The 14,714-nt window shown below is 51.5% G+C and carries 11 protein-coding genes; 7 read left to right on the top strand and 4 right to left on the bottom strand.

Annotation, left to right across the window (positions count from 1 at the left end; all coding sequences use genetic code 11):
- The first annotated feature begins 41 nt into the window (after positions 1–41).
- The 4 genes from IQ268_RS21365 (at position 42) to IQ268_RS21350 (ending at position 7,336) form a co-directional block, all read left to right on the top strand.
- Positions 42–1,847, top strand: coding sequence for a PTS fructose-like transporter subunit IIB (locus IQ268_RS21365; RefSeq protein ID WP_193883503.1), 1,806 nt, complete (start codon positions 42–44; stop codon positions 1,845–1,847).
- Positions 1,848–2,042: 195 nt separating this feature from the next.
- On the top strand, positions 2,043–3,470 hold the full coding sequence (locus IQ268_RS21360) for a 1-acyl-sn-glycerol-3-phosphate acyltransferase (RefSeq protein WP_193883502.1): 1,428 nt from the start codon (positions 2,043–2,045) through the stop codon (positions 3,468–3,470).
- Positions 3,471–3,572: 102 nt separating this feature from the next.
- Positions 3,573–4,787: a glycosyltransferase gene (locus IQ268_RS21355; protein ID WP_193883501.1), complete on the top strand. Its 1,215-nt coding sequence runs from the start codon at positions 3,573–3,575 to the stop codon at positions 4,785–4,787.
- Between the two features lie 326 nt (positions 4,788–5,113).
- Positions 5,114–7,336: a BamA/TamA family outer membrane protein gene (locus IQ268_RS21350; protein WP_193883500.1), complete on the top strand. Its 2,223-nt coding sequence runs from the start codon at positions 5,114–5,116 to the stop codon at positions 7,334–7,336.
- A 112-nt stretch (positions 7,337–7,448) separates the two neighbouring features.
- Here the strand turns inward: IQ268_RS21350 and rpmA are convergent, their stop codons facing one another.
- From rpmA to IQ268_RS21335, 3 genes are all read right to left on the bottom strand, one after another.
- On the bottom strand, positions 7,449–7,724 hold the full coding sequence (gene rpmA / locus IQ268_RS21345; protein WP_193883499.1) for a 50S ribosomal protein L27: 276 nt from the start codon (positions 7,722–7,724) through the stop codon (positions 7,449–7,451).
- A gap of 49 nt (positions 7,725–7,773) precedes the next feature.
- Positions 7,774–8,175 carry a 50S ribosomal protein L21 gene (gene rplU / locus IQ268_RS21340; RefSeq protein WP_193883498.1) on the bottom strand — a complete coding sequence of 134 codons (402 nt, stop codon included), beginning with the start codon at positions 8,173–8,175 and terminating at the stop codon, positions 7,774–7,776.
- Positions 8,176–8,749: 574 nt separating this feature from the next.
- Entirely contained in the window at positions 8,750–9,193 is a 444-nt protein-coding gene (locus IQ268_RS21335; RefSeq protein ID WP_193883497.1) for an Rrf2 family transcriptional regulator, read from the bottom strand.
- A 444-nt stretch (positions 9,194–9,637) separates the two neighbouring features.
- Between IQ268_RS21335 and IQ268_RS21330 the strand changes: the two genes are divergently transcribed.
- From IQ268_RS21330 to IQ268_RS21320, 3 genes are all read left to right on the top strand, one after another.
- Complete coding sequence (locus IQ268_RS21330; protein WP_193883496.1) at positions 9,638–10,030, top strand: AbrB family transcriptional regulator; 393 nt, start codon at positions 9,638–9,640, stop codon at positions 10,028–10,030.
- 618 nt (positions 10,031–10,648) lie between these two features.
- Positions 10,649–10,819 (top strand): photosystem II assembly protein Psb34, encoded by a 171-nt coding sequence (gene psb34 / locus IQ268_RS21325; RefSeq protein ID WP_193883495.1) that lies wholly within the window; start codon positions 10,649–10,651, stop codon positions 10,817–10,819.
- A gap of 378 nt (positions 10,820–11,197) precedes the next feature.
- Positions 11,198–13,588: a tetratricopeptide repeat protein gene (locus tag IQ268_RS21320; RefSeq protein WP_228035601.1), complete on the top strand. Its 2,391-nt coding sequence runs from the start codon at positions 11,198–11,200 to the stop codon at positions 13,586–13,588.
- 151 nt (positions 13,589–13,739) lie between these two features.
- Here the strand turns inward: IQ268_RS21320 and IQ268_RS21315 are convergent, their stop codons facing one another.
- Positions 13,740–14,654 (bottom strand): DUF4142 domain-containing protein, encoded by a 915-nt coding sequence (locus IQ268_RS21315; protein ID WP_193883493.1) that lies wholly within the window; start codon positions 14,652–14,654, stop codon positions 13,740–13,742.
- Positions 14,655–14,714: the final 60 nt, after the last annotated feature.

The following is a 14,714-nucleotide window of genomic DNA, read 5'->3' as shown; positions in this document are numbered from 1 at the left end:
CTATTTTTAATCTGCTTTCAAATCAAGAGGCATAGACATCGATGAAAAGCATCGTGGCGGTAACCGCCTGCCCAACTGGGATTGCCCATACCTACATGGCGGCTGAAGCCCTTAAAAAAGTGGCTCCAATCATGGAGTGCAGCATTAAAGTTGAAACTCAAGGCTCGGAAGGTACTAAAAATCAATTGTCCGATCAGGATATTGCGGCAGCCGATGCTGTGGTAATTGCGGCAGATACCCATGTGGATTTGTCTCGCTTTGCCGGAAAGCCTGTTTACGAAACCTCAACCAGTCAGGCCATTCGAGAAACCAAGTCAGTCATTGCGGCAGCATTGGCCGAGCATTCTGCTGGTGTGGCTCCAACCCAACCCGATCGCACTCCCGCGTCAGCACCAGTCCCGCAACCGATCGCTGAACAACCGTCCACCAGCCCCAACCAGACAACCCGACTGGTGGGCATTACGGCCTGCCCAACCGGGATTGCCCACACCTTTATGGCGGCAGATGCCCTTAAAAAAGCGGCTCACGACTTAGGCTACAGCATGAAGGTGGAGACGCAAGGCTCGGTGGGGTCTAAAAACCAGCTCACCGATGAAGATATAGCCGCAGCCGATGCCGTAGTGATTGCAGCCGATACCCATGTGGATTTATCTCGCTTTCGCGGCAAAAGGGTGTATGAAACCTCGACGCAGAAAGCCCTGAAGGATGGCAAATCAGCTATTCGCTCTGCCCTGGAGATGCCGCCACCGCAGCAGGGTGACTATCTCCAATATGTAAACCAGGCCAAGGAGCAGCGCAGCGCTAAGCGCACAGGTCCCTACAAGCATTTGCTGACGGGGGTGTCTTACATGCTGCCCATCATTGTGGCGGGTGGGTTAATCATTGCGCTCTCGTTTGCCTTTGGCATTAATCCAGAGGAAGGCACGTTTGGGGCGGCGCTCAGTCAAATTGGCGGTGCAGCCGCATTTAGCTTAATTGTGCCCGTGTTGTCGGGTTACATCGCCTATTCGATCGCCGATCGCCCCGGTTTAGCCCCTGGATTAATTGGCGGTGTGCTGGCAGTCAACTTAGGAATGGGCTTTTTGGGCGGCATTATTTCGGGCTTTTTGGCAGGATATGTGGCTCTGTTTATCCGTGACAAACTTCAGTTACCGCGCAACTTTGAAGGGTTGAAACCCGTATTGGTGATTCCTCTGCTTTCAACGCTGGTCGTGGGGTTGCTGATGATCTATGTGTTTGGCACTCCAGTTAAGGCCATTTCAGATGGGCTAACGGGCTTTTTGCAAAACATGACCGACGCGAATGCTCTATTTTTAGGGCTGATCTTAGGTGGCATGATGGCGATCGACATGGGTGGCCCGGTCAACAAAGTAGCCTACACCTTTGCGGTGGGTCTGTTGTCGAGTCAAATCTTTGGCCCTATGGCTGCCGTGATGGCCGCCGGAATGACTCCACCGCTGGGGGCATCGTTAGCCACATTTTTGGCAAAAGACCGATTTACCCGAGACGAGCAGGAAGCGGGGAAGGTGGCGGCGGTTCTTGGCATTTCCTTTATTACAGAAGGGGCAATTCCCTTTGCGGCTAATGACCCGATTCGGGTTTTACCCGCTTGTATTGTTGGTTCCGCCATCACAGGCGGTTTATCGATGCTGTTTGGCTGTACCCTGCGTGCGCCCCACGGCGGCATTTTTGTCTTAGCAATTCCCGGTGCGGTGAGCAACTTACTGCTGTACATTGTGGCGATCGCCATTGGCACCGTGGTTACAACAGCCGCCCTTTTGCTGCTCAAGCGTCGTCGTCCGTTGGTGGCTGAGGCCGCAAGTGAATCCACTGTCGCTCAGGCATAAGTCGATCGGGCATAAGTCGCTCAGATGTCGGTACAAATCGGTTGGGATGCGAGACATCCGGTCAAGCGTCTGGTCAAGCGTCTGGTCAACCCCAGGGGCGATCGCATTGCTAACTGCACCACGATCTGGTGAAAATCCAGAATGAAGCGGGTAATCTGAAGTCAGCATTACTCTTCAATCTGAGAGAACAGCACCTTGCCCAATTCCATCACTCAGGTTCAGCCCCCGCTAGAGTTCATTCCACCTGCCTACAATCCCGTGGTCACTGGTGTTGCCCGATGGCTTGTGCCACCCTGGCGACGATGGCGTGCCCAGGTGGTTGAAGTTCACGTCAACAATGCAGATGTGCTGGTTGATTTATATCAGCAGTTTCAGGCGGGCAAGCTGCGCTTCATGCTGGCGTTTCGTCATCCCAGCACGAACGATCCATTTTGCATGGCGGCATTGTTGTGGCAAGCTGTGCCCAAGCTGGCGCTACAAAAGGGAATCCGGTTGAAAGCAACGCCCCATGCCCACTTTATCTACGATCGCGGCATTCCCCTGTGGGCAGGTAAGCTCGTCGGTTGGCTCTATTCGCAACTGGGAGGCACCCCTATTCGTCGCGGCAAGGTAGACCTGATGGGACTGCGATCGATCCGGCAACTGTTTACAGACGGGCAGTTTCCAATGGCGGCAGCTCCTGAAGGCGCAACCAACGGGCATAACGAAATTGTCAGCCCTATTGAACCGGGCATTGCTCAGTTTGGCTTCTGGTGCATTGAAGACTTACACAAAGCCAACCGAACCGAACCCGTGGCGATTGTGCCAGTTGGCATTCAATATCGCTTGGTCGGGCAACCGTGGCGGGCAATCGAAGCGCTGCTGCTGCAACTCGAAGCCGATAGCGGCTTAACCACCAACGGAGCATCCCAGTCGCTACACCTGGTTGACAACGTTGATTTAACCCATGAGCAAGAGGCGGTGCTTTATCAACGGCTGCTGCGTTTAGGAGAACATCTGCTGACGTTGATCGAGCAGTTTTACAGCAAGTTTTATCAGCAACCGCTAACCAAACCTGTGTCGGATTCCACCTCGGCAACAATTGAAAGCGTTGAAGAAGTGAATCAACGATTAGCCACTCGCCTTCAGACCTTGCTGGATACGGTGCTGAAAGTGGCCGAACAGTATTTCAACCTTCCCGCAAAAGGCACCGTGACCGATCGCTGCCGTCGGTTGGAACAGGCCGGATGGGACAGAATTTATCGGGAAGACCTCAAACAGCCCGAAACGCTTTCTCCGGTGGAACGGGGCTTAGCCGATCGCATTGCCGAAGAAGCTAACCTGCGGCTGTGGCATATGCGTTTGGTCGAAACCTTTGTCAGCGTCACAGGGCGCTATGTGCTTGAGAAGCCAACGGTCGATCGCTTTGGCGAAACCCTGCTGCTGTTGTGGGATATGGAGACTCGACTCAAGGGCAAGTTTCCGTTCCCTCGCCCTAAACTGGGACGGCTACACGCCTGTATCACCGTGGGCGACCCTATTTCAGTGAGCGATCGCTGGGAAACCTACCAGGCCAATCGTCGTCAAGCGGTGGCTACCCTCACCCACGATTTGCAAACCTCCCTGGAGAAGATGATTTTATAGCGCTAAACCCCCTCGGTTTGAATGCCTGAGCCAGGGAAATCCTTGCGGCCAGGGATTGACCCATGCAATAGAGGATTTTGCCGTTGATCGTGCGACCTTCCTATGACAAAACACTATCTTTTCTTTACGCGCCACGTGTTGCCGCAGTCAGCGGCATTTTCGGTACAGGTTGCTCATTCGGCCAACGCTGCCGCTAATTTGGGATATTCTGCCGTTCTGCTGCACCTGCAAGAGAAGACACGCTTTAATCCGGTGGCTTTTGCTCAGCCATTCCAACCGCGATCGCCCGACCCGGCCTTTGCCAAGTTTTATAACTTGCAGGACAAGCTGAAAGTGGCTCAATTGCCGCGTCCCTACCCAGTCGATCGCTGGTATGGAAAATGGACTGCTGTTAGCACTCTTATTTCTCGATATTACTTCCCATTTCACATTTTGCCGCATACCCAACTCGTTCACAGTCGAGACTGGAATTTTGTTAAAACAGCGGTGCAGCAAGGGGTTCCGGCGATTTATGAGCATCACCATCACGAAAACAAACGGTTTGAATCCGACATTGTTCGCAATCCTCTGTTTCAACTGGCGGTGACGGTAGCCGACAACGTGCGAGACAGCATGATTGCCAACGGGATGCCGCCCGACAAAGTCATCTGGCTGCACAATGGATTCAACCAACACTTTCTGCTTAAACAACCCGATCGAGCCAATACAGTGCGGCAACAGCTATTGTCGGGTCGCCAATTTCTGGTCGTTTATTCAGGGGGATTGCATCGCTTTAAAGGGGTTGATTTGTTAATCGATGTGGCTCAGGCGTTGCCACAGGTGCAGTTTGTGTTAGCAGGCGGAAACGCAACACAGGTCACAGAGTATCAGCACCTTGTTCGGAGCAAACACCTGGATAACGTCATATTGCTTGGCTTCCTGCCCCAGGATGAGTTGGCCGTGTTGCTGCAAGCGGCGAATGTGTTGGCGCATCCCCATTGTGCTGGCAGCGAAGCTAGCTTTACCTCACCGCTCAAGCTGTTCGACTATATGGCCTCAGCCACTCCCATTGTTGCCACCGAAATTCCAACCTTGATGGAGTTCAAACCCACGGGAGCGATCGCAGGCTGGTGCGAACCCGATCATCCCCAGGCATTTGCTCAATGCCTTCAGCAGGTTTTAGAACACTTTCCGTATCAACCAGAGGGCTACACGGCTGGTTCTAGCTTTGTACAACAGTTTTCCTGGGAAAACCGAATTGCCAAAATTTTGAGCAAGGTTGAGCCATCCATGCAGCCAGAATGGCTCGACCGCCCTACCCCCATCGAAATGCGATAGATTACCCATCGGGCACAAACGGTGACTAATTTTCATCAATACTTATAGATTGCTTGCCAGTAGTTTATAGTGTGGTCAACTTCCGTTATGTGCCTCGGTTTGCCAATCTAGAAAGCTGCACATGGCGTTAACGTGTGTCCCGCTCCTCCTTTTTTACTTGTGTTTGAGCAGTTTTGCATAGTCGATCGTTGCAGAACAAAAATCGGCTTGAAACCCCATCTACTAGGCAAATTCGATTACTGAATTTATTCCATGATTTAGAGTGATACACGTTGAAGCGATCGCTCTGGATCTAAAGCAATGTCATGATTTGATGAGCAACGGTTATGCGTGTCTCTGCTTTTGCACTGTCTACATTTGCACTCTCGACGCTGGTTGCAGTTGGCTTGGGGGACTCGGCTCTGGCCGTACCTGCCTCCCCGTCCTCTTCCCCCAACGCTGAGCATTTCAGCACCCGGCATGATGTTGTAATTCCGAATGCGGTTGAGGTTGAAGCGATCGCGCCCCCCTCTATGCTGCTGACACAATTCAGCCCCAGCCAAACTCAGGCTGAAATTAATGCCGCCGGGCAGGTGCCCTACTACCAGGACTATCAAGGCACTCCCCCTCCAGCTTCTCAATCCCCTCCAGCCGCCAACCTGCCCTCACCGCCCAATGCCCTCACCGCTCAAAATGCATCAGCGGCACCCCCGGCAACGGCTCAAGCGGCTCCTGTTCCCATTCAGCCAAACGCAACCCCTATTCCGCTTCAGCAATCGCCTGTTGCCCCGTTGCCTGCCGCAACTCCGGTTGAACTTGGAGATGTGGCCGTTACGGCCACTGATGTACAGATCATCGGTGCAGATGCAGAGTTGCAGCAGCTTGTCCGCAACACGATTCAAACACAACCCGGTGGCGCGACAACGGCAAGCCGACTGCAACAGGATATTAATGCTATTCTCGACACCGGATTTTTTACCGATGCTCGGGTGGCAACCTCTGTCCAGCCTGAAGGGGTTAGCGTTGTCTTTCAGGTTGAGCCAATTGTGGTGCGATCGCTCCAACTTTCGGGGGCACGCGTGCTGCCAGAAACCGTGGTTAACGAGATTTTTGCGCCTCAGATTGGTCAACCTGTGAACCTGGCGGCATTTCGTCAAGGCGTACAGCAAGTGAACCAGTGGTATGCCGACAACGGTTACACGCTGGCGCAAGTGCTGACTCTGATACCGAGTTCAAATGGAGTCGTTACGCTCGACGTGGCTGAGGGCACCGTTAGCCAGATCGATATTCGCTTTGTTAACGAAGAAGGTAGCACCGTCGATGAGGACGGGCAGCCCATCCAGGGGCGAACCGATGAAGCGTTTATTCGCCGTCAGTTACAGCTACAACCGGGGCAAGCCTTCGACCAGAGCGTCGCGCAGCAGGATTTACGTAACCTCTACAATTTAGGGCTGTTTGATAATGCCGACATTGCGCTATCGGGCGATCCGCAGAACGTAGTGGTAACTTACAGCTTGACGGAAAGACTATCGCGCTCGTTTAACGTGGGCGGTGGTTACAGCGACAATGCAGGGCTGTTTGGAACGCTGAACTATCAAGATCAAAATGTCGGGGGGGTGGGCGATCGCTTAGGAGGCGATCTGCAAATTGGCACCCGTGACTTTCAGTTTGGCGGCAACTTCACCAGTCCCTATCGTCCCAGCGATCCCGATCGGTTAGGATACAGTGCCAATGCCTTTCGTCGTCGCAACACCTCGTCTACCTTTAGTGATGAAGTCGATTTACCCAATGGCGATCGCGTCCGGTTGGGACGATTTGGTGGCGGTGTAGCCGTTAACCGTCCTCTGGGAGAATGGGATGCTGATTTGGGACTCAACTATACCCGCATTAGCGCTCGCGATGGCGATGGGAACGTCTTTTCAGAAGATGAACAAGGCAACCCGTTGACCTTTAGCGATACGGGGATTGACGACCTGACAACGCTGGCCTTTCAAGCATCGCGCGATCGCCGCAACAATCCGGTTAACCCCAGTGAAGGTTCTATCCTCAGCTTGAGCAGCGAACAGTCGATTCCCATTGGGAACGGCAACATTCTCATGAATCGCCTGCGGGCAAATTATGTGCAGTATGTTCCGCTAGATTTGCTGACTTCAGACACCGAAACCAATCCTGAAAATCCTGAAGTGCTGGCGTTCAATTTGCAAGGCGGCACCATCATCGGAGATGCACCGGGCTACAACGCGTTTGACCTGGGTGGCATCAACTCAGTCCGGGGCTATGGCGAAGGACAGGTGGGCACCGGGCGCAGCTACCTTCTTGCCTCTGCCGAATATCGCTTTCCGATCTTCTCGCCCCTTGGCGGTGTTGTCTTTGCCGACTTTGCCACCGATTTAGGGTCTGGAGATACGGTATTAGGCGAACCTGCCAACGTTCGAGATAAGCCCGGAACTGGCTTTGGCTATGGTCTGGGGGTTAGAGTGCAGTCTCCTCTGGGATTGCTTCGAGCAGACTATGGCTTTAACGATCAGGGGGAAAGCAGCTTCCACTTTGGCATTGGGCAACGGTTCTAACCCGGAGTCGATCCCTATTCTGCGCTTGGGGGCTTTAAAACAGCAGCGGGGACGGTGTACACCGCCCCCGCTTTTGCCGTAATTGCTGTCGTGTCGGAATACCGTACCTGAGCTATGCCGATACAGTTTCGGTGACGGCTGGGTAAACGCTGATTTTCTTACGTCCTTTGCCGCGCCGCTCAAAGGTTACAATACCATCGACGAGCGCAAACAACGTGTCATCACTACCGCGACCCACGTTTGAACCAGGGTGAAACTTGGTTCCCCGTTGCCGTACCAGAATGTTTCCGGCTCTGACAACTTGACCACCATAGCGCTTCACACCAAGCCGTTGGGCGTTTGAGTCGCGTCCGTTACGAGTACTTCCAGTTCCTTTCTTATGAGCCATAATTGCCTCTGCTGTCTTTCCCTAACGTTAAGCTTAACCAGGAATCCGTCTATTCGGAGTCAGCACTGTCAGCATCAGACGATTCAGCCGCTTTGGATGCCTTGGATTCTTGTTTGCCAGAACCAATAGACGATCCGTTTAAGGTAATTGAATCGATCATCAGCCGAGTCAGATCTTGACGGTGACCTTGCTTCTTACGCGTCTTTTTCTTAGGACGCATTTTGTAGACGATGATTTTACGCCCTCTCAGGTGACGCAATACGGTGCCTTCAACGCTGGCTCCTCCCACAAAGGGCTGCCCAATCGAGATTTCACCGTCGTTTTCGATGTATAGCACTCGGTCGATCGTCACCTGACCGTCAACGTCAACGGCAAGCCGATCAACATCGTAAAAGCGACCTGGCTCTACTCGCAGTTGCTTGCCGCCAGCTTCAATAATTGCGTAAGTCATGACTTTATATCCTAATGTTGCCGTACAGGTAGCTGGAGTGCCTTCCAAAAAGCGAGGACATCAGCGTTTGGTGCTGAACAACCTGATCCGAGCAAGTAAACAACCAGTTAACCATAATGACGAATAAACAACAGAAGTGTCAAGTCAACGGTTGCATCCTGTTTGCTTTAAGCCTGCAATGCTGGGTTTCGACGAGCGTTCCGCCGAATGGAACGATGGCTTAGAGGGTATCTGAGAATGGCTCAACATTCTAAATTAGCCCCCTAAATCCCCCAATTTTGGGGGACTTTGAAACAGAATTGATTCGGAAGTCCCCGTTCGGCTGAGCGCTCACGTCGAAGCCAAAATTGGGGAATTAGGGGGCGGTTCGAGTTGGAGCTTAGCACTTTTAAGACATTCTCTTAGAAGAATGGTTAGAAGCGCCCAGGTTTCGCAGGTGGGGCAAATGCAGAACGTTAGTAATTGCGTTCTAGATGGCTGAAGCCGATCGCGAGGAATGAAACCGTATAGTTAGATGATGCGAGCTATACATTTAAGGACAGCATCTTAAGGACAGCATCAATACAGGTTGGCGTTAGACAACAAAACTGGTTGACTCACCCTGAGCCGCTTGCCGACTGCGAGTGTCGTAGTAAAGGTCTTCCAGCGAAATACTGTAGAGCGCTTCTTTCAGTTTTTGATGCAATCGGTTCCACAAACTGTAGGTTACCCAATCGGCTGCTTGTTCGCCATCTGGCGCATATCGAGGTAGTGGTTCAATGGTTTCACCGACTGCTTCAAGAATGTGCCCTAACGAAATTTGGGATGGCGATCGCGCCAGTTGATATCCTCCCTGGGCACCGCGAATCGATTTGACCAATCCCGCTCGACGCAGTTCAATTAGTAACTTTTCTAAGTAAGGGGGAGGCAGGTCTTGCCGTTTTGCGATCGCCCTTACAGACGTTGGCTCGCCTCCAGGCTGCAAGCTCAGATCGAGCATCGCTTTAACGCTGTAATGCCCACGAGTAGTTAACTTCATCTATCCAGATTTACCAGCATTTTTATCATCAAGTAAGTAGAGAACGAAGTTGCTGTCAACAGCTAGTGTGCTGAATGGACTAAGTCTATTGACGGAATGGAAGTTCAGATCCAATTGAGTTTGTTTCTTCATCGGCTTGTGTTAGCAGAATAGCCTGTATTCCCTTCAGGCAGATTTTTTAATTTGCCAACAAGCCTGTTGATCGGGCAAGGACAAATCAGGAATTAATGACACTCGATCGTGAATTGAAGGCATTTATCTTAATTTACGCAAACTAAACCAAAAAGATAGAATTTTAATACAATAACGAATGAAAAAAGTTGACTTTGCCAGTGTACTATAGTTTGAAAAGCTGATAAAAAGCTAAAGTGATAGAACTTTAGCGCCAGTCAGCAGACATAGTACGGCACATACTCTGAACTGAATCGATTCAAATCCAAGCTGATGACTAAGAAGAAAAAGATCGAACCGTTAACAGGCGATACACTTTTGACCAAGGTCAAGGAACTAGAGCATCTTGGTAAAGAAGAAAAAGCAAAAGAATGTGGATACTATACCGTTACTAAAAATGGTATAGAACGCGTCAACATGATGAAATTTTTGAATGCTCTAATTGATGCAGAAGGAATTCAGTTAGACGGCAAGCAGAGCAACAACGGTCGGGGCGGGCGCAGTGCAAGCTACCGAATCAGCGTTCAATCCAACGGGAACTTGCTGATTGGCTCGGCTTACACAAAGCAAATGGATCTAAAGCCGGGGGATGAGTTTGAAATTTCGTTGGGTCGTAAACACATTCGCCTGAAGCAAATTGACGGTGACGATTTTGAAGACGAATAGATTTGCCTAATGCCATTGCTAGTATGGTGTATTTTGTCAACTAATTTGCCAACAAATTGATTGCCGCGCTAGTCAACCTCCTCAACGGCTAGGTTCAGCAAATTGAGTTAGATAGTCTTAGATAAATCACCCAAGACATCCACAATAGATATTTTGAGAATAAGGCTCTCAGACTTTGCACTTTGTATGGGTTAGTAATGGTTGGCAACTGTCCCAAATCTGAGAAGCCTTATTTTTTTGCTGAGCAACTGAAGAAAATGCTCGGTTTATCTGATGGATACCGCAGGCATCTGAGTTGAGCTGGGGGAAGGACGTTTGGGAGAGCAAATGACCCTGGGAGGGAACAGGACTATTGCATTCGTGCCAGCCTTATTCCAGAAGAGTTGCTGTAGAGAGAACAATAAGGCGAGTACGCTGGGGCGGAAGTGAACATACTTCCTGCTCCGTCATTGGTTATTAGTCCTTCACCCCGCTGTAGGATTTTTTGAGGCACAGGATAGTCCCAACGCTATAGCTGTTTGCTACCCACATAGGAGGATTTTTTACTCCCAGACCACTCTGTTTGGACAAAACCGTAATCTTTTGTTACAATTGGCGAAACTGATGCGAGGACTTTTTATGCCCTATATTTCTGAAGAAGGCGGTCGTCTCAACAACTTTGCGGCAGAACCCAAGATGTATACAGCCGAGCCGCCCGATAACAAGCAAAAGAAGAGCTATCTGATTCTAGGTGTGGTAGCGACCGCTCTAGTCGGTGGGTTGCTTGCTGTAGCCGCATCAGTTTCGTAGAAATACTAAATACACTCTACAGAAAAATTGTCGTTAAGAAGTTAGTTTCATACGCAATTCCAGAATGAGCGAAACAGGCTCCGGTAACCGGAGCCTGTTTTTTATAGGGTGTAATTTTATGTTCTTATCCTGAGATTGGCACAAATGGTTTGAAAAAGGTGATACCGAAATTAAACAACAATGCTTAGTCTTGGGGATTCCTGTTAGGGCATCAGAAGCTAGAATCCAGTTATGTAGACTGCCACGGCCTAAAAAAGCTATTTGAACGAGAATAGGGTGGCCAGCGGTTTATTCACTAATCTGTGGATTTCAAGCATTTGATGCTCTAGGTTGTGGGTTTGGTTTTGTTAACTAGTCCTATCTATCCGCCCTTGTCCTGTGTTTGTGACAGATACTCCTTCTCGTAGAATTTTAGGGCTTAATCAGCAGACCTATCAGCGTCTGAAACTGGCGCTTGGGTTAGGGTTGCGTCGTCAAATCTTTGTAGCGGTGTGCGACGACTTGCCCCTGCGCGATCGTCTGGCAGCACAATTAGAAGCGGAACTGATGCAGCTTTCATCGGCCTCTCAAGCCGAGCAATATCAGCTTGCAGAAGGAACCGAAACATTTACAACGCTGCGACGCTATCCGCGTTTAATTAGTTTGCACCTTAGCCACAGCGATCCAAACCCGGTTGCCCAAATGGCGCGGTGGCTAGCTCAATTCCCACCCCCTCAAATTGGCAACCGTCGGGCACCCATGCCCGCATTTCAACTGTTAGGTATCGAACACCTCACTCGACAACCTGCGGCGATTCAGCGGCTGTTCTTTACCCATCTACAGGGCATTGAACGCAGCTTACCCATGTTGGAATCCAGCTTGCTGCTGTGGCTGCCTCAACCGTGGTTTCGAGCGTTACCGCAATCTGCGCCAGAGTTTTGGCGTTGCCGCACGGGGATCTTCGAGTTTGTTGGTGATCCCACGCCACTGCCTCCAGAGAACGTTCGCGAACCATCCGATCATGCATTAACGTCTTCCAAACCGTCACATAAAGCCCCGGTTCACAAAGCCCCGGTTCACAAAGCTCCAATTGTTTCGCGCCACAAGAGTGTGCAACCAGGAACCCCGGTTCAAAGCGAGACGGTGAGTGCTCAAGCCGCTCAGTCGGCTGGCATTCAAGACGACTGGACAAGCCTTCTGGATGACCTGGATCGGTTAGATGAACTGTATCCAGACGATCGCCCAACTGCCGCTCCAGTAACGGCTCAATCTAAACTACCTTTGCCTGATCGCCTGGTTAATCCTCCAAAGCCCCCGGTTTCAGGCTCCACTATTTCTCAAAACGGTGCGTCTCAGCGCGATCGCCCAGCATCGACGGCGAACCCAGCAACCACCCGGCAAGCCCCCAAGCCCGTCTTCTTAGTTCAGCCACCCCCAGCGAACCAGCCCGTTGACCCTGCTGCGGAAACGGCAGCACATGAGCCAACCGAAGCCCCGGCGCTACCGTTTGTCCCCGCTGCTCCTCCAGAAACAAAGGACCTCTCTGCGGCTACGTTACAACAACAAATTGAACAACTGCACCAGCAAAAAGCTCCCCCCGGATTGCTGGCTAACGCTTATCGTACGTTGGGGAACCTTTACCGCGATCGGGTTGAACAAGGGGATGTGTCGTTGCAAAATCTGTCGATCGCGATCGATGCCTATGAGCAAACCTTGCAGTGGATGCATGGTGATTCACCGCTGTGGGTTGATGTGCTGAATGATGTGGGTAATTTGTACTGGATGTTGGCTCGCTCGGTAAGTACGCTGGAGCAGGCGTTGTCGGCGTTACATAAGGCGGCTCAGTCCTATCAAACGGCCATTACCAAGCTCAACCCGCAGACGCAGCCTCACATGCTGTCGATGGTGCAAAACAACTTGGGGGCGGCCTACGCCGATTTAGCTCGCTACGATGATCCTGCGGGTAACTTGCAGCGATCGGTTAATTCCTATCAACAGGCATTGCGTTACCGCAAAGCTGAAGAGGAGCCGCAGCGCTACGCCTCTACCCAAAACAACCTGGGCACGACCTATTGGAATCTGGCACAACATACTCAGCCTGTGGTTCATCTCAAGCAGGCGATCGGGGCTTATTCAGAAGCGTTACGGTATTACAACCCCGAACAAGAACCGCTTAACTACGCCATGATTCAAAATAACTTAGGCACTGCCTACTGGAACCTGGCACAGCACGAACGCCCCAAAGATTGGCTGATGCTGGCTCTGGGAGCCTATCGCATGGCGTTGCGCTACCGTACTCAGGCCGTAAACCCAACCGCCTTTGCGGCTACGCAGAACAACCTGGGTACCGCCTACTGGCATCTAGCCAACCATTCCAAAGAGGATGCGAATGAACGGTTAGGCTATTTACAACAGGCGATCGCTGCCTATGAATCAGCTCTTAGCGCTGCCGCCAGTTTAGCCGAGCAAACTACCTCCAGCTTGCAACCGCTGGGGTTTGACCTGTTTGCTACGCACAACAACCTGGGGCTGGCTCATCATCAAGTGGCAACCGATCCGCGTATTGCCCTCAGTACGGCAGAGCAATCGACCCACCTGGAAGCAGCACTCAACCATCATTTACAAGCATTAGATGGATGGCAACACAAGGCTGAGTTCCGGCAAACGGCACTCAACTGCATTCTGCAAACGGTTCGCTCTTTCTACAGCCAATGTGGAATTTCGGGGCAGAACCTTGCTCTTTCCAGTATTCCAGGATATTTGCTGCCGGAAATTCTACCCAGTTTGTAGCCCGTAGATGCGATGGCGGACTGGAAGCTTAGCCCTTGGATCATTGCCCCAAATCATCACCCCAGAGCGCCAAAGTGCGATCGCCCTCAAGGAACGATCGCACTTTGGCATAAGCAGGATGCACCGATTCAACTGGTTTTAACAGGTGTTTCTACTGGAGCGGCTGTAAGATATCGTCTGCTCTGTAGTTTGGAGTCATCTGGCTAGCCATTTGATAGTGTTGCTCGATGTTGGGCAACAGTTGAGACGCGTAGGCTCTTAGCCCTTCGTCTTGCCCCTGACCGATTTGGGTACGGAACAGCGCTACGGTTCGCATATGAGCATTCGTCTGCGCTTCCATGTAAGCGCGATCGAACTCTTCACCCGACAACTGCGCTAACTGCTGCTCGATCGCGGTGTTCAATGGGCCTGGATCAGCAGGCAGGTTGATCCCCCGTTGAGACGCAATCTGCTGCAACTGCTGGTTGGCTTGCGTGTGTTCCTGAATCATCTGCTGGGCAAACGCTCTTACATCGTCACTGGTTGCGCGTTGCAGTGCCAGTTGCGAGGTACGAATTTCAGCTTGATTCCCCTGAGCGGCCATCAGAGCGAATTCTCGGTCTAAAGCAGTAATCGATGCCGCCGCATTGATGGACGGGCTAGAGGTTGCCCCCGTTGGAGCCGTGCCAGGAGTGCCGGAACCGTTGTAAGGAGCCTCATTGAAGACACTGGGGCCAGGATTTGCCTGCTGTGCCTGTCCCTGCTGGTTGTAAGGAGCCTCATTAAGAATGCCAGGTTCAGGGTTAACCTGTGCTTGTCCGGGAGTGGTTGCCGGAATAGCCTGGGTTGTTCCAGGAACACCATCATACCGAGACTCGTTTAGCACGCTAGGGTTGGGGTTAGTCTGGCTCAATCCTGGCGTTGAAGGGTTCGACTCAAAGGTTTGAACGTTGCCGTCGTAGGACGGTTCATTGAAGATGCTAGGGTTAGGGTTCACCTGCGCTAAGGCAGGAAGCCCCAACAACGAGGCGATCGCGGCTGCCCCTGCAACAGTTGTGGCCTTCTTGATGTAATTTAGTTCTTTCATCGTGCTTAAACTCGTGATGTTAAAACTCAAGTTGAGTGGATGGATTGAGTCCGTGTCACT

Origin of the sequence: Oculatella sp. LEGE 06141 (genome assembly GCF_015207605.1) — a bacterium.
GTDB lineage: Bacteria > Cyanobacteriota > Cyanobacteriia > Elainellales > Elainellaceae > Oculatella.
Note: the sequence above shows the minus strand (reverse complement) of the source record. Positions and strands in the feature narration are given on the sequence as shown.

Coding starts and splice junctions, on each gene's coding strand:
- IQ268_RS21365 (WP_193883503.1), top strand. CDS start 42: ATGAAAAGCATCGTGGCGGTAACCGCCTGCCCAACTGGGATTGCCCAT.
- IQ268_RS21355 (WP_193883501.1), top strand. CDS start 3,573: ATGACAAAACACTATCTTTTCTTTACGCGCCACGTGTTGCCGCAGTCA.
- IQ268_RS21350 (WP_193883500.1), top strand. CDS start 5,114: ATGCGTGTCTCTGCTTTTGCACTGTCTACATTTGCACTCTCGACGCTG.
- rpmA (WP_193883499.1), bottom strand. CDS start 7,724: ATGGCTCATAAGAAAGGAACTGGAAGTACTCGTAACGGACGCGACTCA.
- rplU (WP_193883498.1), bottom strand. CDS start 8,175: ATGACTTACGCAATTATTGAAGCTGGCGGCAAGCAACTGCGAGTAGAG.
- IQ268_RS21335 (WP_193883497.1), bottom strand. CDS start 9,193: ATGAAGTTAACTACTCGTGGGCATTACAGCGTTAAAGCGATGCTCGAT.
- IQ268_RS21330 (WP_193883496.1), top strand. CDS start 9,638: ATGACTAAGAAGAAAAAGATCGAACCGTTAACAGGCGATACACTTTTG.
- psb34 (WP_193883495.1), top strand. CDS start 10,649: ATGCCCTATATTTCTGAAGAAGGCGGTCGTCTCAACAACTTTGCGGCA.
- IQ268_RS21315 (WP_193883493.1), bottom strand. CDS start 14,654: ATGAAAGAACTAAATTACATCAAGAAGGCCACAACTGTTGCAGGGGCA.